At 33.3% G+C, this 22,490-nt stretch carries 19 protein-coding genes and 3 pseudogenes; 7 read left to right on the forward strand and 15 right to left on the reverse strand.

All coding sequences use genetic code 11. The features are described from left to right. Positions 1-729 precede the first annotated feature (729 nt). On the forward strand, positions 730-1,122 hold the full coding sequence (locus JFU23_RS29355; RefSeq protein ID WP_002204072.1) for a hypothetical protein: 393 nt from the start codon (positions 730-732) through the stop codon (positions 1,120-1,122). A 148-nt stretch (positions 1,123-1,270) separates the two neighbouring features. Here the strand turns inward: JFU23_RS29355 and JFU23_RS29360 are convergent. The 9 genes and pseudogenes from JFU23_RS29360 to JFU23_RS29395 form a co-directional block, all read right to left on the reverse strand. Further along, positions 1,271-1,472: pseudogene (locus tag JFU23_RS29360) on the reverse strand (alpha/beta-type small acid-soluble spore protein). 158 nt (positions 1,473-1,630) lie between these two features. Beyond that, a complete protein-coding gene (locus JFU23_RS29365; RefSeq protein WP_201033453.1) occupies positions 1,631-3,367 on the reverse strand; it encodes a methyl-accepting chemotaxis protein in 1,737 nt (578 codons plus the stop codon). Positions 3,368-3,878: 511 nt separating this feature from the next. Next, complete coding sequence (gene hepT, locus JFU23_RS29370; protein ID WP_201033454.1) at positions 3,879-4,292, reverse strand: type VII toxin-antitoxin system HepT family RNase toxin; 414 nt, start codon at positions 4,290-4,292, stop codon at positions 3,879-3,881. Further along, entirely contained in the window at positions 4,282-4,689 is a 408-nt protein-coding gene (mntA, locus tag JFU23_RS29375; protein WP_201033455.1) for a type VII toxin-antitoxin system MntA family adenylyltransferase antitoxin, read from the reverse strand. The genes hepT and mntA overlap by 11 nt, the downstream gene beginning before the upstream one ends. A gap of 199 nt (positions 4,690-4,888) precedes the next feature. Then, positions 4,889-4,975: pseudogene (locus JFU23_RS31375) on the reverse strand (YxeA family protein); the annotation flags it as partial. A gap of 155 nt (positions 4,976-5,130) precedes the next feature. Beyond that, positions 5,131-6,210, reverse strand: coding sequence for an RNA-guided endonuclease TnpB family protein (locus JFU23_RS29380; RefSeq protein ID WP_201033456.1), 1,080 nt, complete (start codon positions 6,208-6,210; stop codon positions 5,131-5,133). Between the two features lie 5 nt (positions 6,211-6,215). Continuing rightward, on the reverse strand, positions 6,216-6,617 hold the full coding sequence (gene tnpA / locus JFU23_RS29385) for an IS200/IS605 family transposase (RefSeq protein WP_201033457.1): 402 nt from the start codon (positions 6,615-6,617) through the stop codon (positions 6,216-6,218). Positions 6,618-6,705: 88 nt separating this feature from the next. Next, a complete protein-coding gene (locus JFU23_RS29390) occupies positions 6,706-7,029 on the reverse strand; it encodes a YxeA family protein (protein ID WP_241139209.1) in 324 nt (107 codons plus the stop codon). A 358-nt stretch (positions 7,030-7,387) separates the two neighbouring features. Beyond that, positions 7,388-9,028: a S8 family peptidase gene (locus tag JFU23_RS29395; protein ID WP_201033458.1), complete on the reverse strand. Its 1,641-nt coding sequence runs from the start codon at positions 9,026-9,028 to the stop codon at positions 7,388-7,390. Between the two features lie 425 nt (positions 9,029-9,453). Here JFU23_RS29395 and JFU23_RS29400 point away from each other — a divergent pair, with 425 nt between their 5' ends. After that, complete coding sequence (locus JFU23_RS29400) at positions 9,454-9,921, forward strand: RsfA family transcriptional regulator (protein WP_201033459.1); 468 nt, start codon at positions 9,454-9,456, stop codon at positions 9,919-9,921. Between the two features lie 182 nt (positions 9,922-10,103). Here the strand turns inward: JFU23_RS29400 and JFU23_RS29405 are convergent, their stop codons facing one another. Further along, positions 10,104-11,378, reverse strand: a complete 1,275-nt coding sequence (locus JFU23_RS29405; RefSeq protein ID WP_201033460.1) for an MDR family MFS transporter — start codon at positions 11,376-11,378, stop codon at positions 10,104-10,106. A gap of 108 nt (positions 11,379-11,486) precedes the next feature. Next, a complete protein-coding gene (locus tag JFU23_RS29410) occupies positions 11,487-12,806 on the reverse strand; it encodes a M28 family metallopeptidase (RefSeq protein WP_374101408.1) in 1,320 nt (439 codons plus the stop codon). On the opposite strand from JFU23_RS29410, the pseudogene JFU23_RS29415 reads away from it, so the two are divergent. Beyond that, positions 12,784-12,924 (forward strand): annotated as a pseudogene (locus JFU23_RS29415) (transposase); the annotation flags it as partial. The gene JFU23_RS29410 and the pseudogene JFU23_RS29415 overlap by 23 nt on opposite strands. Before the next feature lie 205 nt (positions 12,925-13,129). Here the strand turns inward: JFU23_RS29415 and JFU23_RS29420 are convergent. After that, complete coding sequence (locus JFU23_RS29420; protein ID WP_201033462.1) at positions 13,130-14,827, reverse strand: helix-turn-helix domain-containing protein; 1,698 nt, start codon at positions 14,825-14,827, stop codon at positions 13,130-13,132. A 1,277-nt stretch (positions 14,828-16,104) separates the two neighbouring features. Here JFU23_RS29420 and JFU23_RS29425 point away from each other — a divergent pair. From JFU23_RS29425 to JFU23_RS29435, 3 genes are all read left to right on the forward strand, one after another. Beyond that, complete coding sequence (locus JFU23_RS29425) at positions 16,105-17,814, forward strand: hypothetical protein (protein ID WP_201033463.1); 1,710 nt, start codon at positions 16,105-16,107, stop codon at positions 17,812-17,814. 944 nt (positions 17,815-18,758) lie between these two features. Next, positions 18,759-18,911: a hypothetical protein gene (locus JFU23_RS29430; RefSeq protein WP_193339773.1), complete on the forward strand. Its 153-nt coding sequence runs from the start codon at positions 18,759-18,761 to the stop codon at positions 18,909-18,911. Then, positions 18,868-19,575 carry an IS6 family transposase gene (locus tag JFU23_RS29435; protein WP_201033464.1) on the forward strand — a complete coding sequence of 236 codons (708 nt, stop codon included), beginning with the start codon at positions 18,868-18,870 and terminating at the stop codon, positions 19,573-19,575. Before JFU23_RS29430 ends, JFU23_RS29435 begins: the two co-directional genes overlap by 44 nt. An 82-nt stretch (positions 19,576-19,657) precedes the next feature. On the opposite strand, the gene JFU23_RS29440 is transcribed toward JFU23_RS29435, so the two are convergent. Continuing rightward, positions 19,658-20,305, reverse strand: coding sequence for a lysozyme family protein (locus JFU23_RS29440; protein ID WP_002144315.1), 648 nt, complete (start codon positions 20,303-20,305; stop codon positions 19,658-19,660). Between the two features lie 232 nt (positions 20,306-20,537). Between JFU23_RS29440 and JFU23_RS30355 the strand changes: the two genes are divergently transcribed. Then, positions 20,538-20,741: a hypothetical protein gene (locus JFU23_RS30355; protein ID WP_207200027.1), complete on the forward strand. Its 204-nt coding sequence runs from the start codon at positions 20,538-20,540 to the stop codon at positions 20,739-20,741. Here the strand turns inward: JFU23_RS30355 and JFU23_RS29445 are convergent. Then, positions 20,713-21,288 carry a replication-relaxation family protein gene (locus JFU23_RS29445; RefSeq protein WP_201033545.1) on the reverse strand — a complete coding sequence of 192 codons (576 nt, stop codon included), beginning with the start codon at positions 21,286-21,288 and terminating at the stop codon, positions 20,713-20,715. The genes JFU23_RS30355 and JFU23_RS29445 overlap by 29 nt on opposite strands. A gap of 22 nt (positions 21,289-21,310) precedes the next feature. Then, positions 21,311-22,477, reverse strand: coding sequence for an FtsK/SpoIIIE domain-containing protein (locus tag JFU23_RS29450; protein WP_201033465.1), 1,167 nt, complete (start codon positions 22,475-22,477; stop codon positions 21,311-21,313). Between the last annotated feature and the right edge of the window lie 13 nt (positions 22,478-22,490).

A 22,490-nucleotide genomic window follows, 5' to 3' on the forward strand; every position in this document is an offset into this window, starting at 1 on the left:
TACTTATAAGATAAATACCCCCTCTAAATATAAGATTTACTTAATTTAGATTCTTTCTCTCATAGTCATCATGTCGAAAAAAGTCGAATTTTTATATTTATTCTTTATTTTCTAGTTGTAAACGTTTTATTTTCATGTTACCATCTTAATCAAACATTAGATGTTAATAAAACTTAAAGTATTTCTTTCCCTTAGAGACATATAAACGTTCGGTAATACCATGAAAATAAGGCCAAAGAAATATGAGTTACTTGATAAAAGATTCAATGGGATTTTTACCACCTGAATTTTCTGTTAATTAAGAATGTAGAACTTTAACATTTTCTCCCTAAGCAAAATTTACATTTTAGCGTGGTAAACTCAAAAAGCTAAATCACCCACCCAAATTAATAAATGATATGGCCTGTTATATCTAGCGATCAGTCATGAGAAAAAGATTTCTTCCTAAGAAAACTTAGCCAATTAATAAAAAGTGTCTGAATTTCTATCTTTATTACCATCTATTGTTGATAACATATTTACTAACTATAAAAAAGAACCTATTGAAGGTTCTTTTTTATTATAATCATTAGCATTTCAATTATTGATAATCATTGGTGTTGAATCTTTATTCCTTCAGCTTTTATAGTTTTCTTTTATTAACACTTGAAGACTTATTGAGGTACGGTTCTGATTTTAAAGGAACCTCAAAACTCACACATACCCTATACAGTAAAGGAAGTTTGGTACATGCAATTTTCTATAGACGCGATTCGTAATTTCCTCATACATGATATGGAATCTTATCGTGAAATGATCCTACAAGAAAATGATTATGACAATATGAAATGGAGTTACACCACATTCATTGATATGAATAATTACCTAAAGAAAACAAATATGGATCAAGAGGAAATTCAAGAGTTATTATCGGTGAGCCGTGAAGGGATCTCTTTTGGTTCGGTAACAAAACGTGATATGCTCTTTATACATTCTCTTACTAGTCCAAATCGATGTTTGGAACTAGTGGAAACCTATAAATTGATGGAACGAACAAATGAATACGTTCCCAATATGAAAGAAGAATTGCAATGGCTCAAAGATCGATGGGAAAAAGGATTTTATATTTTTGTTAATCAATAAATACGTTGTATTTATAAAAGTGCTTACCATAACAAATATAGAAGAGTCAAAGAATACGAATATAGCTTAGAAAAAAGCAAATCTTCTTAAAAGGGAAGTTTGCTTTTTTCTTATTCCCCCTTTTCGAGGGGATGGGCAAAAACCACTCTTAATGAAATTTATATTGACCAGATAACTGCTCTTGCGCCATACGAACTAAACGTTTCGTAATCTCTCCGCCTACTGATTTATTTGCTCGTGCTGTTGAATCCGCTCCAAGTGTAACACCAAACTCCTGAGCAATTCTCAATGGCACTTGCTGCAGCTGCTATCAGGATTTCATTTGAATTATTATTTTCGCGAATTTGCATTTCTTACACACCTCCGTTGATTTTGGTAATATCATGCTCTATTTCCAGTAAAATATGCAAAAAATTATTCTTTTAACTATTTTACATATATATCTATACTTTCACCTCTTCTGTGGGAAAAAATAAAGGCATAGACCATATCTATACCTTCTCCTATCCTACTTGATTTTGAATCCTCCTATTAACTCCTGTAACTCTTGGGAGAGCCAATTTAAAGAATTTGCTAGCTCTGCAATATCTTGTACATACATTTCTTGCTCTTTCATACTTATCTCAACATTACTACTGCTACTCTCATATGTATTTGCAATATGTGATAATTGATTTACAACCTGAACAATAGATTGACTATTTTCTAAAATATCTCTTGAATTACTCGAAATCGCTTTAATTTGATTTGTGACAGATTGTGCAGATTTTGAAATTTTTTCGAAGAAAGCGCCACTACTTTGAACAAGTATTATTCCTGATTCTACTTCCTTTAAACTCTTCTGCATGGATTTTACAGCCTCTTCTGTTGCAGCTTTGGTTTCATCAATTAATTTAGCTATATCTCTCGCAGATACCTCAGTCTTTTCCGCTACTATACGTACCTCTTCCGCAACAATTGAAAATTCTTTACCGATTTTTCCAGCACATGAGTCTTCAGTAGTAGCATTTAAAGCTAATAGATTCGTTTGATTTGAAACGGTTGTAATTACAGTAATAATTTCATTAATTTCATTAGATCGTTCTTCTAATGCATAAATAATAGAAGATACATCTTGAACCCTATCTCGGATTATTTTCATTTGATTAACAATTTGCTTAATCAAATCTTTCCCTTCTATAGAATGCTGTTCCATGCCTTCCGAAGCAGTAGCAACTTGTTTTGCAGCTCCCTTAATTTCTTTCATCTTACTTTCCATTTCTTGAACAATCACCAAACAGTTATGCACTACATGAGAATGTGCTCCTAATTTCAATCCTGTCATAGACCTTGCAATTTCTTGAAATGCCATACTATTCTCTTTTGTATTTGCCGACAATTCCTGTGAAGATGCCGAAACCTGTTCAGCAGTCTGCCTTACTTTATCTATAATTCTATTAAACTTTTCAATAGTGTTATTAAAATGGGAATTAGTTATCCCTATATCATCAGATCTTTCATTCAATTTAATACTTAAGTCCCCTTCACCAACTATACGTAAACCTTCCTGTAAATCCTTCAAGGGCGATAAAGAATTTCGTGAGATAAATATTTGAATCGTGGTTGCGATTGTTAATGAAATTATAATAAAGAGTAACCCTTGCGCTATAAATTTTTCCTTTGTAAGTGGAATAACAGAAGCGTCCAAATCCGCTGCAACAATTGCAATTATATTTTTATTTTCATCTGTAATTGGCTCTAAAATTGTTACCCAGAAACCTAATTCATCTTCATACACTTCTGTCATTTGTGCCTGTTTCGTTTTCATTACTTTATCGTATGTCTTCATCCAATGAGTAGGCTGCTCATAATAGTCACCTGGTTTTACAGAAACTACATTTGCTAATTCTGTATCCAAACCTACTATTTGTAATTCAACTTTATCATTTAGCTTTGCCCCTGTAACATATGTTTGGCCGACACTTTTCAAATCTTTTGTAGATTTATCTAATTGCTCTGTCAGCTTTTCTTTCTTCACTCTTTGTGCTGTGGGATCTTTTGCTACCCCTCTCACTATTTCTACATCTAATTGATTCCTTACTGTATCTCCTGTTTCAAAAGACTGCCTCTCAAATATAGACATCATACTATTTTGAAACATATTAAAACTTAACGCCCCCATACTTCCCACAAGCGTCAAAATTACTAATACCGTTAGTAATATATTTTTTTGAAGCAACGATAGTTTATGCCAATATTTTTTCATTAACATCACCTTTCTAATTTTCCATAATAAAAAACAAATTAGTAATACATTTAAAAGACACTCTATTCATTTTATTAGTATAAAGTAATGTTCAGGATTCTCTCCTGATAAAATAAAAAACGGACAATCTGGTCCGCTTTTTATTTTATGGTAATTCCTCATATTTCTCTATATTATTTTATGCCTTAGATTTATTTTGAAATAATTAAAACTTAAACCTATATATATTTTAATGCTGACAATTTAGCATAATAAATATCTTTACTTTTCAGGATTTGTTTACACATAAAACTCAGAGTTAATTAAAGAAACATTAGTGTTTTAGATGTAAACGCAGTAAATCAAAGAAAGACACTCTTTAAAGAGTATCTTTCCACTGTGCAGCCATATAATACTTGCTTCTTTCATCTTTAAATCAAGTAGGCAAACAACTAAATTGTTATGTTAATATTAGAAAAGAGCATAGCAATCTCTCCTCACCTATATAGCGATCTTCCTAAAACGTGTCTCCCTATAATTCCAAAATCCCCATAACTTCTTTCGTAAATAGTTTAAAATCAGTTAAATGTTTTTCAATAATTTTACGAACAATGTCCAAATTTACACTTTGATAATCATGAACAGCAATATTTCGAAATCCCACCATTGCCTTTAACTTATTTGCTAGCTCTGCGCTAAGTAATCCTGCTGTAACCAATAAATCAAAAGCCTCTCGACTAGATTGGGGTAGTCCTAATTTTTCCCCTGCAACAATATGCATTGCTAAATCAATACTCGCTTCACAAGCTCTTTGTATATTCAATATTATTGAATCTTGCTTTGTATAATCCTCTAAATTATCAGGGTTATTTCCATATACCTCTTGTATTCTTTTTATACAACGCTCTATTGTAGAAATTTTATTCAAAATAACTTCATTCTTCATATATAGAACCTCTTTTCTTTATATCCTCAAATACGATTTTGCGTTCCTCATTCAATTTTGAATACATTTTTAAAGTCTTCATTTCAAAAATTATTTTTCTCTCTTCATCCGAACAAAATATTGTCTTTCCTGTATGTATAATTTGAGCTTGGAAAACTGTAGAAGCTTCTGATAAATCAACTAAATCAACATCTCTATGAACAATATCCGCTAACTCCTGTGCTAATAAAAAACGTTCATAATTCCCTAATTTTATGTCACTTAAATAAGCTATATCAATATCACTATCATCTCGTTCTCTGTCCTCTGCTGTGGATCCAAATACAATTATCCAATAGGGATTCACGGTCTCTTGCAATTTTTCTATAATAGCTGTAATTATGCTTTGAAAAATCATTTAATTCATCCCCCTTATTATACTTGAATTTTATTATATCATAACCATTACCAAATCCATTAAGCTACAACAAATACATAAACAAAATTACGCGCTTATACCTGTAAAAGAAAAAGACCGACAATAACTGTCAGTCTTTCGCTTTTGAAACTCTAAAAAAATAGGGATATAATTCTCTAACAATAGTGCTTTTTATATGTTAATTCACCTTTAATTTTCCTTTTACTTTTGTAGGGAGTTCGTCTTTCTTAACCTCTTCCCAAGATTTCACACCTTTTTCCTCAGATTGACACTCCCACGGCTAAAGCCACAAGTCCTACACCTTACGGTGTAACGGATGGGATTCTTGAATGACTAACCGTTCGCAGTTCATTTCTGTTTTGAACAGCCTTCAAGATGAGGGTGTGCCATCACCCCTCCTAAGACAGACCATATAGGTTCTTAGGCTGATTGACTATTACCATCAACCACAGTTGCGTAGCGAATGTTCATCGCCCCAACGATATCACGATGCTTCTCAAATCCACATTGGCACTTATATTTTCTATCTTGTGCTTTGTTCTTTTCAGAACACTTCGGACAAGTTTGACTTGTATAAGAAGGATTCACATATTCGATCTTTATACCAACTAATGTGGCTTTGTACTCGATGAATTGAGCTAGACGAAAGAATGACCAAGTGTGTAGATTTTTTTCGTTTTTACGGCTTGTTCGTGCCGTCTGTCTAATGTTCGTTAGTTGCTCTAATCGAATGACAGAGATATTATTATTCGTTGCGAAATCAACGATTTTACGACTCACTTTGTGGTCTTGGTCTTGCATCCATCTTTGTTCTTTATCATCAAGTTGCCGAAGGGCATTCAATTTCTTAGCTTCTCCTAACTTCTTGCGAATACTACGAAACTTACGTTTCATATATTTGTTTTGTCTACCGTTTCCAAAGAAACGAACCTTATCATCGTCTGTGATGGCCACTGCAGGAACTTTGAGACCTAAGTCCACTCCTAAAATCTTTGCTCCCGTTTTTTCGTTTGTAGGGATTGTGACAGATATTTGAGCGATCCATTTAGCAGATTTCTTTGTGATACGAATTGTACCTAACTTGTGTTTCAATAATTCAAAATTGCGATTGTATTTGTCGGTTAATAAAGCACGAATCTTTAACCGAGTTGAACTTCCATTTACCATAAAGGGCATTGAAATGTGCGTGAAGTTAAATGAATAGTTTTGGTTATTCCACACGCAAACAGGTCTTTTTAGAATTGGAACGATTTTATATTTACTCTTTTTCACTTTTGTAGAAAATACACTTTTCGCATCTTTAATCGCTTGATTTTTAACCGCACTTGGAAGATTGGCTTCAATATCCTTTGTACTTTTCTTCGTGCTTTTCTTCGCTTCAACCATTTCAAATACCAGTGTATTAATGAGTTTAATATAATCGGAACTACTTTGTTCCAATAGCCTAATTTGTTCTTTTGTTGGAAGCAATTTAACTTTAACCGTGATGGTTTGTGTCACAAGTTTCACCCCCTCGTTTTTTGACTTTCAACATAATATTGTATTGTTTCACTTGATACATTCCCAGCAGTAGAAATAAAATAGGAACGTGTCCACAGACTTGGCAAATGCGCGAGATGAGAAAACTCTTCTCTTAAACGCTTCGACGTCACTCCTTTAATTTTCGCCATAATATCAGCAGGGCTAAGTGTTGGTAGTGCATGTAAGAACAAGTGAACATGGTCTTTGTCACATTCCATTGCAATAATAACAATACCTAGTTCGTTACATAGCTCTTGAACCAACGCTTTGAAACGTTCTTCTACTTTTGCGTTAAGAAAAATCTTTCTTCTGTATCGTGGGCAAAACACAAAATGGTAGTTAATTAAGGAAACTGTTGTTTTGGTTTTTCTATAATCATTTATCATACTTACAACGTATCAGTTTAATAACGAAACTGCAACATGAAAGGCGAAAAAATAAAGGACACCCACGTGCCACAAACCTTGCGGTTATTTAGTAGCTCTCCGTATCCAACCACACTTTCATCCCATGCCTAAAGACGATGGGCTTTCTCGTTCGGGAAGGGCTGTAAAATGCCTCTTTACGAAGGTTTTTTAACGCTGTAAACTCCATTGCTTTCTCTTTACCATCCTTATCAAATCCAGGTAATTTATATTGATAAGTCGTATCCCCATTTACATTTTTCTCTTTTAATTGTTCACCATCCTTAGTAATTTGCACATAATATGTATCTGTACCAAGATGGTTTAAGTTACAACCTGTTAATAATACTGTAAAGAAAACAACAACACTACACATAAGCATAATTCGTCCCATATTATTCACCTCACATCTCTTTTCACAAAAATTATCTCCTAATCTTCTTAATAGCAAAATTCATTTAGGTGACACTAACATTACGCTTTTGTAAGATAATAAATATCATTTACTTAAGCACTGATACGTTTTTTAACAACTTACAGATATACGCTAAAAAGAGAGCTAACGATTATGTGAACTCTCATAAAAATAAATAGTACCATTTAAAAAAGATTGATTAAATCATTTTTCTCTTTTAGTTAAAAGTACAACAGATAGGCTCTTATGCTATTACACATAAGAGCCTATCTGACTAGTATTATAAACAACTAGTTATATAAGATTCTTTCATACTAAATAAAAGGTATCTCTACAATTATTCTTGGAAAATGAAGCTAGAGTTCCCTTCACTATTAGCGGAATCCTCTTTCGGGAATGTAATAGTAGTTCCTTCATTCCCTTTATTTATTTCTTGTTCCTCTCGAAATACAATGGAAGAATCATTGCTTAAGTTTGGTGAAAAGCCAAGTTTAGATACAATGGCTTTTAAATCAGGTAAAACACCAATTTTATCAGAGGCTGGATCATTGGATTTCGTTCCTGTACTAGGATCACTTAAAATATCTCTAAGCTGTCTTGGTGTATATACTTTTCCCAGATTAGTTTTTGTAATTCCTTGAATTGATGCAGCAGCACCAGCAATGATAGGTGATGCACTAGATGTTCCACTAAAGCTAGAAGTATATAGATTTGTCATAAATTCACGTGGTTTAGCATCTGTTGTATCCACTGCATTCCCCCAGCCATATACATCTACCCTACTACCATAATTAGAGAAATATGAACGTTTATGAGGGACCCTTGCAGAAGCTGCTCCAACCATAATCGCCCCTGAATCTTTGAAATCAGGACTATTACGATTTAAAACTTGTTTACCATTACGGTCTCTAAATTGATCCAAGTTATTTCCGCCGTTTGCACCTGCTTCAATAATAATAATTCCCTTATTTGTTCCCAGACGAATTGCATCAAATATATCCGGTTTTACTTCTACAGGAAGATAGTTCTTATCTCCATATCCTTCATAAGTTGCTTGAGCTTCTAATAAAAGAATATCTCCAGCTTGCATATTGTTAACCGTACTTAATATAGCATCAGCTGTATTATACATACCGTTGTCTCTAATCTGAGATACAACCTTTACCTTAGCTTTTGGTGCAATCCCAATTCCACCTATGTTATTATCTTCTGCAGAAACAATTCCTAAGACTGAGGTACCATGATCATGGTGTTCACTCTTGTTCTGTCCGGACATCAATTCGATCTTCTGATTCACTAAATCTTCATGACTAAATAACCAGCCATACTCCATATCTACAAAAGTTGTTCCTTTTCCATCTCCACCTTTTATACTCCAGGCATAAGGTGCATTGATTCCTAATGGTGCTGGTTCAAGGTAACCTTGCCTTGTAAGTCTAGGTTCATCATATGGATTAACTGATAAATTGGATAAACGCTCTTCAGGTGGAGCTTCTTCTTCCTGTAAATATGCCGTTTCAACAAGAGATGATTTCTCAAATTTTACAAGCAATGCTTGTACATCAATATCACCTTGGGTTTCTACAATATAATAGTTTAGCAAATTAGAAGAAATATGATCAGAGTCTTTTATTTCTTTACCTAGATTTTTAATTTCTTTAGGATTTAAAGAACTAAAAAGTCGATTTATAGTTACATTTGGATATTCGGCTAAAATTCCAATTAATTCAGGGTCTTGTTTTTCTTCTTTAATGAATTTTTCTATCCCATCCTGATATGGCAAATTTGCTGCATTTTTAAATTTCAAAATTAATTGTTTAGTAACTTGCTTATGTACAATAGAATTCAATTGCTTATTTGAATAATCGTAACTAGCTGCGTAGGCAATTTCTGATTTTTCACTTGGGAGTAGTCCGCCCACCCCATTAAATGCTGTTAATGCAATTGAAGAAACTAGAATTCCCTTAAAAATTTTCAAATCGTGCACCTCTTTTAATTTATATATGATTATAAAAAACTATAGATTACCTAACTTCTTTTTTATACAAGCGTCTTATATTTAGGGTTATATTTTCAACTCCATTCATTTTTTTATATTCACTTATATATCATTAATACAACTAGTTCATACCATCAAATCTATTACTTTAGTCGCATTACCGTAACCAGTATAGTTACAACTATAATAAATAGTCAACCTTATTTTTTATGCAATTTCGCATTTTAAAGAGTGTATACTTCTATCAACTTACTACTAATTATTTTAATATGAGTCTTATTCTCCTCATATTAAACCGATCTCTTATTTAAGTATAAAACCTTTACATTTTAAGAGAAGTTGGGCTTCTATCATTTTAAGTAATTGCATATATGTAATTAAAGGCATATAAGGGGGATTGAAAAATGGTAATTTCAAGACAAGATTCCTGGACTAACGATAACGATTCACTTCTCGCAACAATAGTACTTCAAAATATTCGTGACGGTGGAACACAATTAGCTGCATTTAAAGAGGTAGCTAAGCAATTAGCTAGGACACCTGCTGCTTGCGGATTTCGTTGGAACTCATGCGTACGAAAACAATACGAAGAAGAAATACAACAGGCTAAACAAAATCAAAAAACTGGAAATAACAAGTCCCCCATCCAACAAACAAAAGAAACAAGCTCTTTATCTATTACATTAGATGACATTATTATCTTTCTACAAAATTATAAAGCAGTGAGTGAAGTGAACGATTTACAACAGCAAATTGAATATTTAACGGCAGAGAATAAATCCCTTCTACAACGGTTAACTACATACGAAGAAGAGTATCGTATGTTACTTAACCATATCGATAAGACAAGAAACTTGATTGTAGTCAAATAAGAAGAAGAAACAAATTAATTTTTATCATGTTAAAATCGTAGCTTGCCAAAATTACTATGTATGAATTAATTTCAATACATTATAAATGATAATAAGTAAAGCGCACGTTTATTGTTAATAAACGTGCGCTTTACTTAATTCATAAAATAGAAATTTTTTTCAACTCGATAACACTTTTAAAATTAAGATGTTTGTTTTATAGGTATCTGTTTGCTTCTATTCTCAACAAGTCTATCTAATAATAAGTAAACAAATCCAGACATAACACATCCCACACCTAAGATTGTAAATAATATATGCCCTAGAAGATGCTCCAGTAATAAACCGCCTAAAAGAGGCCCTAATATATTACCTGTAATCCACTGCAGATTAGCAGCTCCCATATAAGTACCCCTCAAATGTTCTGGAGCCAAATTAGCAACGAATGTCATTTGGACAGGCGACATAATCATTTCTCCTACTGTATAAACTGTATAAGTTATTAATAATGAACTTAGAATAACTAAATCATTTGCGTTTATTACTTGAAACCACTTTGGTAACCATCCTATTGCCAAAAGACCAATACCAAAAAGAATTGCGCCATATAGCATTGATTTCCCAATCGATTTGTGAGTTAACCATTTTGAAATGGGAAATTGAAAAAACACAACTAATAGGCCATTTAACGTCATTAAATATGGAAATGGATTACTATTTCCAAAAATCATTGTCTTCTCATTACTAAAATGAAGCGGTAACATACCTTCCGATTGCGAGAATCCCATAAATATAATGATTCCTGTAACTATATAGAAAAGTAATATCCTATCCCTTATAACAACTCTTAATGTGGATCTTATTGAATTTTCAGGTGTTTCTTCATGTATCATGACATTTTTAGGTTTGGTTTCCTTTAAAAACAGTACCATTAATATTGTATAAAACAGCATGGTTCCAGAAGTAATCAAAAAGATGACATCTTTTGATACAACTACAACTGCTGCGCCAATTATAGGACCTATCGCTGCTCCTATATTATGAGCCATTCTAAGTAATCCATATGCCTCAGTTCTTTTTTCTGGTTCTGTTACATCCGTAACCATTGCAGATGCGGCTGGTTCAAAAAAAGAGTTACATAACCCTAAACCGATAGATAAGATTGCATATGCTATAAAACCATCTATGAACAAAAAAAACAGCATTAATAACCCATTACTAGCCATAGAGAGTACCATAGTTGGTTTCCGGCCATAAGTATCTGCTATATGCCCTCCAATTAACGAGCCTATACTTGCTGCAATTGGAGATAAAGCTATGATCACACCTACCTCAAGCAAAGAATCTACTTTATCCTTTAAATATAATGCGAAAAATGGCATTAACATCATCATTGCAATACCATTTAAAGCTTCTCCAATAAAGCGAATCCATACATTAAGGTCCATCCCCTTGAACTCTTTCCATGTACTTCTCATATATACCTCACCTATGCTCACTGTATATTTTTTATTACGTAAAGAGCTTTATAGCACTTTTACCAAAATCTAAATTTAGCAAAATAAACTACCAATTCATAAAAATACTTATCTTTTGATAAAATAATATAAACTCGTACCAATAATCTCCAGTGCATCTTGCATACGTTGAGCCGAGATGTTTTCTAATACGGTATCTTGAGGTGTATGGAAAACCCTTTCAACATGATAAATAAGAGGATCCCAACTCTCTACATCCATCCAAATAAATAAAGCAGAGGGAATTCCAGCTTGATTAAATGGTACATGATCACTAGAATCAAACTTTCCAGTTAATACAACCGATTTCCCCAATTCTTTACTAGTAGCTACAGCAGTATTTGTTACTTCATTTTGAGAGCCATCTAACGTCATTGCATATAAATCCTTAGCCTGATGATAACTTGTTGCAATCATATCTGCATTAAACACTCCTCGAATACGTGTTTTGTCTTTATCAGATAACTGATTAACATAATGATAAGCTCCTAAAGATTCATTTTCTTCCGCTCCAAAAGCAATAAATTGAATTTCTTTATTAGTCTCTATATCCTTAAAATTGTAAGCCAACTCTAATAAAAGCCCTACTCCAGAAGCATTATCGTTTGCTCCAGGTGCCCCGATAACACTATCATAATGAGCACTCATTATTGCTACTTCCTCATCACCTGTCGTATGTTTAGGCTTTTTTTTCGCAATAACATTTAATGAGCGTAAATTTACTTCTTGCTTTGCCTTTAAACTGACTACATTTTGATTATGTAATAATTTTTCTTTCATTCTAATCCACTGATTATAGGCAAGTCCAAATACAGGTATCGATTGTTTCTTTTTTAAAACTGGATTAAAAGCTTCTCCATAGTTCCCTCTATCCCCAATCGTACTATATAACAACACACCTTTTGCTCCCTTTATCGCTACATGCTCAACCTGTTCATTATATTTTTCAATAGTATCGGCTTGTTCTAATAATACTATTTTCCCATGGATTGACTCAGATAAACTATTAATATTGGTCTCTTTTCCTATAAAAACTACCGAGCCAACCACTGGATTTTTAGATATAAATGCATTAGATGCTGCCCCAACCTGCCAATCTTTTTCCCCATACATACTAAAAGAAATACTTCCAATATATTGATCAGGTACAGGAAGTGCTTGATATTCAACCTCATACCCTAATTTCTGCAATGTATCTCCAATGTATTTAGCTGCTCTATGTTCTTGCATAGTTCCACTTGGCCGTGGACCAATTTTTTCAGAAAGAAAACGTATATTTTCAATGGCACGACTAGCACGAACTTGTTCTGTCACAGGAGAATACAGATTATTATTAACCATAGCATTTACTTTTACTGGTTCTCCATATGGAGTACGCTGTTCAACTATAGAGCGAAGCTTTGCAGACGCTAAAGAACTACATGGCTATCGATACGCTCGGTTTCGAGGGCTGAAGTCTGTCCAAATGCAGGCTTACCTCACCGCCGCTTGTCAAAACATGAAAAAATAGCCCTCCACTTAACCAAAAAGGGGTTGGTGGAGGGCTATTTTTCTAAATTTTATTATTTTATGTTGTTTTCTTTCACTAAAACCAAAAAAGATGCCAGAGTGTTGGGAACCCTAAAGGGTTTCCCAACACTCTGTAAAATACACATACATAATGTATGTGTATTTTCATTTTCTCTATTTCTAAGAGTAGTTTTTAGTCTACATTACATTTTTTCTAGTATTTCTTGTCTCTCACACCATTTCGTTAACTTTTCTAATGCTTTTTTAGACAATCGTTTTGTTTTATGATTACAAAATCTAGATAACGTCGATGGAGAAATACTAACTTCATCAGCTATTTCTCGAATACTTACATGTTTTTCATTATGCACTTTCAATATTTGATCACGGATTTTCTTCTCTCTTTGTTCGACTGGTTCTACAGTCTCTTTAACTTCTTCAACAACTGTCACTACAGGTAATTGTTCTTGTGGTTCCTCTATAACTTTCTTTCCTATTCCCCTATCCATTGACTGTAACATTTCCTCAGGCGGTAAAATAGTTATTCCTAAGTTAGAGTAATAATTTTTAAACCAGTTACGTTTCCCAATTTGTTGTTCATCCAGAGGATCACTATACTGCCAATGAGAGATTACTTTTTCATTTTCTAAATCCATTAGAACATTTTCTAACTGTTCTCTAATACGATTCGGCTTCCAATCTTTTGGAATATCCATTACTGATAGTAAACCCTTGTCCCCTCCTATAGAATATGGCTTTTTCAATGATGAATACATTTGTCTAATTCTCCATTGCCATGTTAAATATCGAATTAACCTTTTATGATATTTATGTCTATAACTATTGTATTCAAGTGCTTTTTTTGACAATAATGCTGTTGTATTATTTGATCCGTATAAATAATTCGTTAAAAAACTACCTGGCTTAATACGACAAGATTCAATCCCCATATATTCGTTTGTAACACTATGTCTCCACAATACAACCGAATCTAAAACAAATAACCTTTTAATAACCTCACGCTTTAATTCTACTCGTTCTCCATCGTCATCACGATCGTTTAGTACTACGACCTCATTATCATCATTTAAATAGATAAAAATACTTGCTAAAGCCGCAATTCTCTTTGCTATTTTAATTTTATCTTCCGCTCGATAATATTCTTTATTTTTGACGACTGTCTTTGGAATATTGCACATCTCTAAAACTTGCTCATATGAAAAATCAATGAATTCATCTGGAGATTTTGCCTCATTTATCCACTGTATTGTAATTGCATCTAAACAGTCTGCCGTTAAATCATCCATATTACTCATTACATCATCAACAAGGGTATTCCATCGAGCTGATTCTTCAGTGTTTGTAAGTCTTAAATCCTCGTCTTTGTGTGAAGAAAGTTGAGCTACACCATTAGAAGACTTCGTTTCAATGGGATACTGTAGGACTTTACTTTTTTCATCTTCTTCAAATTGATTCTTTGCAATTCCATCTCTTAGTTTATAATAAACAGCAGAATTATTTACTTCGTAATAATCCTCATGGTTCACTATATTTGTCTTATCTATATTTTGATCATTTTCTAATATTATGGAATTTGAAGGTCCTACATCTTGAAATTCTTTTTCTATAAATCCTTCAATTTCTTTATATATTTCTTCCTTATAAGAATCAATTTTTGCATAAATTTGTACTAATGTAACTCCGGACTCTTGCTTTTTCTCTAACCAAGATACTAATGCAGTAAATGATGGAGAAGCATAGGGTGAGGTTAGTACTTTATTATTATTGTTTTTAACATCTTTAAAGTATGCATTCCATTTATTCCATAATGGCTCATTCGTTTTATAAATTGGCTCAGAGATTAGCAATGCATCTCGGAACATTTGTAATAAGTTATCCACTTTATATTCCTCCCTAAACCATGGATCACAACAAAGTAGTTTTCATCATAAAAATCTTTACTACTATTATATTTAATTTATTGTAACAGATAATTAAAAGGTTTTGCTGTTTCTTCTCCTTAACTCTACAACTTGCAACATGTTTGCTCTTTCTTTTCCCTATTCCTCTTTACTTGCATTCCTTTTGCGCTTTTCTTTCCTTAACTCTACAACTTGCAACATGTTTACTCTTTCTTTTCCCTATTCCTCTTTACTTGCATTCCTTTTGCGCTTTTCTTTCCTTAACTCTACAACTTGCAACACGTTTGCTCTTTCTTTTCCCTATTCCTCTTTACTTGCATTCCTTTTGCGCTTTTCTTTCCTTAACTCTACAACTTGCAACACGTTTGCTCTTTCTTTTCCCTATTCCTCTTTACTTGCATTCCTTTTGCGCTTTTCTTTCCTTAACTCTACAACTTGCAACACGTTTGCTCTTTCTTTTCCCTATTCCTCTTTACTTGCATTCCTTTTGCGCTTTTCTTTCCTTAACTCTACAACTTGCAACACGTTTGCGGTATCCTTACCCTACTTCGTCCAACTTGCAACAGTACAATCTTTTCTCAACCTAATACATTACACACAAAATCGTTCTAGTTTAAAATTTTTAAGTGTGTTTTTTATATTTACAACAAGTTATACAAATAAAACGCAACATATTTGCGGTATCCTTCCCCTAACTTTTTTGGCATTTTCACTCGAATCTCTTATATATCAAGGGATTAGATGTTTTTTACTTATTCATTTACATATAACTCAACTTGCAACACGTTTGCGGTATCCTTACCCTTATTTTTTCATAAGATGCAACACTGTTTGCGGTATCCTTACCCTATCGCAATTCATAAAACTCTAATAAAACCTATCATATCAACGATAATCGGTATAATTTACGGTTAATAGGCGTACTTCTTAACTTGCAACATGTTTGCGGTATCCTTACCCTTATTTTTTTGGCATTTCCACTTAAATCCCTTATATATCAAGGGGTTAGGTGTTTCTTTACTTATTCATTTACATATAATTCAACTTGCAACACGTTTGCGGTATCCTTAACACAAAAAAAATCAGTAGAATTCTCCAATCCCTTGATACACTTGCCTTTAGAGGCTGTTGCAAGTTGCTATTTTTCTTCTTAAAGGAGCACCTTTCACCATTTTTCGATTTGCTATAATCATAATTGGTATATTTTATAGTCTTTTAGCATATATTTCTGAATTTGTAGAACGGAGGTGAAAAAGATGGGGAAATCATTTATTATTCAAAATCAGCGTAGCTTAAATGGTGAAACAACAAATGCAGTTTTAGTAACACTAAAGTCTTGGCAAAAGTTTGTAGAAGCATTTGAAAAGAAGTACTACAGCTATAAAGATACATATTTAGAAGATATTCTGCAGCACATGACATACGAAGAACGTATTGCGGATGTAGAAGGCTTTGTCGAACAAGCTAAACCATCTTTTTCACGTCGTGCAATGTCTGCACTTGCAGAGAAAACAGGAAGAAAACATAAATTATATGGTATTACGAATGCAGATCTTGAAGTGTTCTTATATCTACATAAGAAATGTTATACAAATGGTGTCATTCCAAATGTAACGATACATATGATGTGGGAAGATTACAAGCAATATAAAGAAGAATTTGCTTATATCCAGCACTCACAATTCTATATCGCTCTAAAGAAATTAAGCATACATAACATAATCGCTATCGAAAATGGCGTAGATGGCCGCTATACAATCAAACTTACTCATTTTATGAATGAAGAAACAGAAAAGACAAATCCATACGTATATATTAGTCCTGTTGTATTTACAAAGGCTTTCTTCAAGCTATCTGTAGCAGCTAAGAAACTATTCTTAGACATTGCTATGCAACAACATACAGAAACAACGTTAAAGCGTTCTTTGGACAAGCAGGATGAAAGAGGTAACAAAACTCACTTTGGTGGGATGTATCGTTTCTTACATAAAAAATATCCGCACCAGATCCGTGCGGTTATCGAAGAATTAACAACTGCATTACCGTGTACGGAGAATCCCCTATTCAAAATTTGCAAAATGCAAAAAGGTGTAAAGCATACAAAACGATATACAACCTTATATCTATCTATCCATTCAGACTTCTTATGTACGAAAGAATCTGGAGAAGAGCAACACAGGGATCCATTTACACCAAAAGCTACCTATGCTCGTAAAGCGAAATTTATTGAATCGGTCCTACAAGAAATGAATATCGGTGAACTGTCTTCAGACATGAATAAATTCGTTCATGTTTTAAAGCATACTTGTCATCGTCAAATTCGTGGTGTGATTCGTGGACTTCGTGACATGGTTGATCGAAAAGAAGGATATCCAACGAAAATTGTATATACATTGAAAAAATTATTGCATCAAACATCTCAATATCAAATTCTTGATACTGCGGCGAAAGAAGGCATCTACCCTCTTATTGTGCAACATGTACCAAAAGAGAGAAATAGTGACCGTGAACAAGCTGTCTTTAATTTTGGTCTACATTATTCCATGTACTCTCTTCGCAACATTAAGAAGATGTTTAAAAATGTGCATGCACTACTAAAGCAGAAGTTTGCGGTACCAGTGACGGAAGAATCTTATCACCGTAATTACCTAAAATACCAGGAAGAAACGTTATTTAGAAAATATGCATATGATCAGGGAGTGAATCTCCATGCATATATCGCTTTAGAAATTGAAATGCGTGAAAAATTAAAAGTTCGTGGCCATAAAGAACGCACGATTCCAAGTGATGTACGTGAATGGTTTATCGAGGCAATTGATAAGCTGCCACAAGAAAAACTTCGTGTTATTGAGCTACCAAAACAGTTTAATTTACTAGAGTTTATGCGGACATTCGAACGTTTAGTACGTGCTGATGTAACAATAACAGCTCCAGATCAGGTGCTAACCGCAATGGAAATAAAATAATAGCAACGAGCTCTCTATTTTTGAAAAAATCGAAAGTAGAGGGCTATTCGTGTTTGTTTTATTAGTAACCCTTTTCTAATACTCTATTTATAAATACCAAATCAGAAGGACTTCATGTAAAATGGAGTCTTTTTTTATGCACTTCTATACAAATTTTCTTCTATCTATACATAACTCTCCACATAACACTAGGGAGTATTCTTCTTCTGAAGTAAAACCTATCCTACTATACCTACAAAAAATCGGAAGGAAAATTATAAAAAACAGTGGATATGAGGACAAATATGATCAAATGTGAATAATATTTTCCCAATAGCCTTGAAAATACTAGTGCCGTTCAATCCATCTAATAAAAATCATCAATAATAGTGTGGATTATGTGTAAATACTGAATAATGTTAACAAATAGCAGCTTTATCTGGACAAATTGTGGATATTTCTTCGATGAATACTACTCCATTTACCAAAATAATGAAAATCCGCCCTGTTTACATGGTTGAATAAATATAATGTAATCTGTATCAATTTCTTTCCGATTTCATGTAGAAACATATAATTTTCTTTATGCTTTTTTGTAGAATTGAAAGTCTATTAATCCTTGAATCTACGGAAACATTTTCTACAATTTATGATTTTTTATGCTCTTATATCAAATTTTCCCTTGTGGGAGTAAGTCTATTCCCTATTTTTGATAACCTATAAAAGTTTTATCTTTATTTCTTTTTAATATATAAGATATATATTTATAATAGATTTTAATATTACTAGTATGCCTGTTAATACGATGTCAGACCTAATTGAAAATATTTGTAAATTCAGTTATAATAATGGTAATTAAACATATCATTACCCCACATACTAAAGGACAAACCTATATATCCCTAACAGGACTAGGTTTGTCCTTTTTTCATTATATTAAACAATTAATAATTGGAGGATTCAACATGGCTGCCTTAAAAGAGGTTCTGGTGCAAAAACTTCAGGACAATTGCAATAAATCTACAAATCTTGGACATACTGATACTACTAATCTAAAGAAGGTGCGTGATTGGTATGGAAAAGGAATATGTATTCAAATGGAAACATTATCAGCCTGATATTATTTTGTTAACGGTAAGAGGGTACCTACGGTACAACCTCAGTTTTCGTGATTTAGTGGAAATGATGGAGGAACGGGGCTTATCCATTTCTCATACAACGATTATGCGTTGGGTTCATCAGTACGGTCCTGAATTGGACAAACGAATCCGACGTCACCTTAAACAAACAAATGACTCCTGGAGAGTCGATGAAACATATATCAAAGTAAAAGGGCAATGGATGTACCTGTATCGTGCTGTTGATTCAAAAGGAAATACAATCGATTTTTACCTAAGCAAAACAAGAGACCAGAAGGCTGCAAAGCACTTTTTCAAGAAGGCCTTGCAGTCTTTTCATGTTTCAAAACCTCCTGTTATAACAGTCGATAAAAATCCAGCTTATCCTATTGCAATTGAACAGTTGAAAAAAGAAAAAAGCATACCTGGTGGTATGCGACTTAGACAACAAAAGTACTTGAATAACATAGTAGAACAAGATCATCGTTTTATAAAGAAGCGAATTCGTTCTATGCTAGGGTTCAAATGTTTTGACACAGCTACATCCATTCTTTCTGGAGTAGAAGTCATGCATATGATTAAAAAAGAACAGGTTGATTTACGGGACCAGTCTGTCCAAAATCAAAAAGAATTCATCCATCAATTGTTTGGGCTTGCGGCATAAGATACGATTCCGTTAGGAATCTATGCGCTTTATTATCTTTTATTCTATTTTTGCACCAAAACCGACGGTATCATTATACAGCTTATTTAGAAGAGTCATGTACATTTCGAAGAAGTTCTTCAATAAGTATTGTTTTTTCATTCACCTTTGTGGCATATGTGAAATCACCATAACAATATGGATACCTAAAATTATTTTTATTTCCACCACAAGTGTACATCGCTGGGTTTTGATTAACTTTCATCTTAGAAAACTTTTTGGCCGAATCTTCCGAGTGTTGTTTAACTTCTTGACTAGCAATAAAATCAATATACCCTGGCCCCATATTATAGCTTTGAATAATTGTATCCATGCTAACATCTTTTTCCGTTCCATATTTGTACATTTTAGCAAAGTGTTTTACCCCTTGTTTAATGCTCAAGCTTGTCTCTTGAATTTCATTTGGCTTTAATCCAAGTGATTCAGATGACTGCATAGGGTCGTTTCCCTCACCTCTACTCTCTTGGTACATAATTCCTAATAAAACTGCTGTTTTCCCTCCTAAATTATATTTTTCTAATTCTTTTTTCAAGGTAGGCTCATATTGCAATACACGTTTTTCGGTAGCGAGCGCTTTATTTTGTTGAATATTAGTTTTATGATTAAAATATAGTATTCCAAGCATTGTTCCTAAACCTAAAATACTAATAAAGAATAATATAATAATTTGTTTTTTACTCGTATTCTTCATATATTCCTCCTCGTATAAGAAATTCCATTTTTCAATGGTGGTTGGTTATTTACAAAAGATGTAATAATCATCTATTTCCCTGCCCCTTTTTAGACTCAAATTCATTTCCTTTAGGTTTAAAGTTTAATATAGAAATTTAAAAATAAAGTAAAGATAAGATAAAGATAAGATAAAGATAAGATAAAGTACATTTTTTAGAGTACTTTAAAAAGATATTGGTACAAACGGATATGTGGGACAACTTGTTGATATGAATGGATATAGTGATAATGGAGAGGTTATTGTACAAATTATTAATTATGGAGATATCATTCCAGAAGAAGATTTACCACCTTCTAACAATCAGCATCACAAACGGCTTAATAGATTATCAAAAAGAAAAAAGCTCTGCACTATGCAGGCTTTCTTTATGATTTCACTGTTAAATTATTCATAAAATTTTCTATAGAATTCGCCTGGAATATACGGAAATAAGGAGATTGAACGTCGTAATGTTTGTCAGTAATGATAAGGATTGAAGGAAAGAATTTAGAAGCTTTCGGTTGCCAATATTCATTATGCCATTCTTGGTTATGGAAGTATAACTCATATCTATTTATCTTATCTTGCATTAGCTTTTTACTGTACACTGACTTTTGAACTTCAATAAAGAATGGCGATCTACGCCATATTGTAAAAGCATCCGGCTCCATATATTCTTTCCTATACTTTGGTTCAACTTGGAATAGTTTAGGATTTTCATAATGAACGAGTTGTTTGTATACGTCCACAATACCAAGGAAATGAGGAATTTTTTGACTCGTTTTTCTGATAGAACTGGGTTGTGGAAAATAAATGTATGGGTGCTGCAATACGTTAGCATCAACATAGCCGTCTCTTCTTAATCGTTTCATAACCGTATTACAACAAGTTACCGCATTCTTTAAGCCTTGAAAATGCAAGTCAATAATATCGTCACGGGACATGCATCTAAATCGATTCAAATCATTCAGGATTCCTTTATCTCTACTCTTCATCATCTAACACCCCAAATAGCGGCATTTCTTCCTGCAAAGAATTATGGAGTATCCTCTCTCCTTTAGACATGCGATACGGTTCAACAATTTGTTTCGCCTTACTTAATTCCAAATAAGGAGCTTGCACTTTCTTTAATCCATTTCGTTTTAAAATCATTTGGCCAGATTGCTCTAAATGCTCTGAACCAGGAGTACCCATGATATTACTATTAATTGCACTATCACATTTAAAGCCGATTCTAACGGTCATATTTAGCTTTAACTTACCATCCAACACTTTCGCATCTGGCCGCTGCATACTAAGCATAAGAAACACCCCAAGTGATCGGCCGACTGCTGAAATCTTTTCAATTGTAGTCATACACTCTTTTTCATCTTTTAGCATGGCCACTTCATCAATAGCAAGTAGAATATATGGTTTTTGATGATCTGGATTTAACTTGTTGTACGCATCAATATGATCAACCTCATATTCTTCCATAAGTTTTCTTCGTTCTCTAATTTCCTTCCACATCTTTTGAAGCATTATTTTCATTTCAATTTCTTCCATACAAACTTCTTTTACATGCTTCACTCTTCGCAAGAAATGAAATTCAGAGTTTTTTAAATCTCCAAGATACAAATGCAACGTATCAGGAGACATATATTGAATGAGTGTGGATAGTACAACACGTACCATACTACTTTTCCCGCTTCCCGTTTCACCTGCTATTAATAAGTGTGGTGTATTGGAATCAACCATATCGTACGTAATCGTTTTTCCAAATTGATCCCGGCCAACCACAACAGGAAGACGGTACCCTTTTAATAAGGGCTGCCATTCTTTATAACAGTAATTGTATGGTTTTAGTCCAGCATCTGAACGGAATACATGTAGTACAAACTTTTTCACATCCCCTTCAATCGTAAGATTCCGTCCTAATATTTGCTGAAAACAAAACCACTTCTTTTCAATCTTCTGTGGATCTAATCCGTTTGGTATGGTAAAAACATACCTCACGCTTTCTGCTGAAGAAGAAACATTATGTACCTTTGGATAAATAGGCACTTTTCCCCCACGCGTTTGATGTTCCGTATATAAACCTGCTTTTCCGAACACCTCCATAAGCTGATTCCTTAACCTTTGCGTACGAACCCACTCCTTTATAATCCCCATTACTCCCTTCCCT

It is taken from the genome of Bacillus sp. TH50, from assembly GCF_016650565.1.
GTDB classification, from domain to species: domain Bacteria; phylum Bacillota; class Bacilli; order Bacillales; family Bacillaceae_G; genus Bacillus_A; species Bacillus_A mycoides.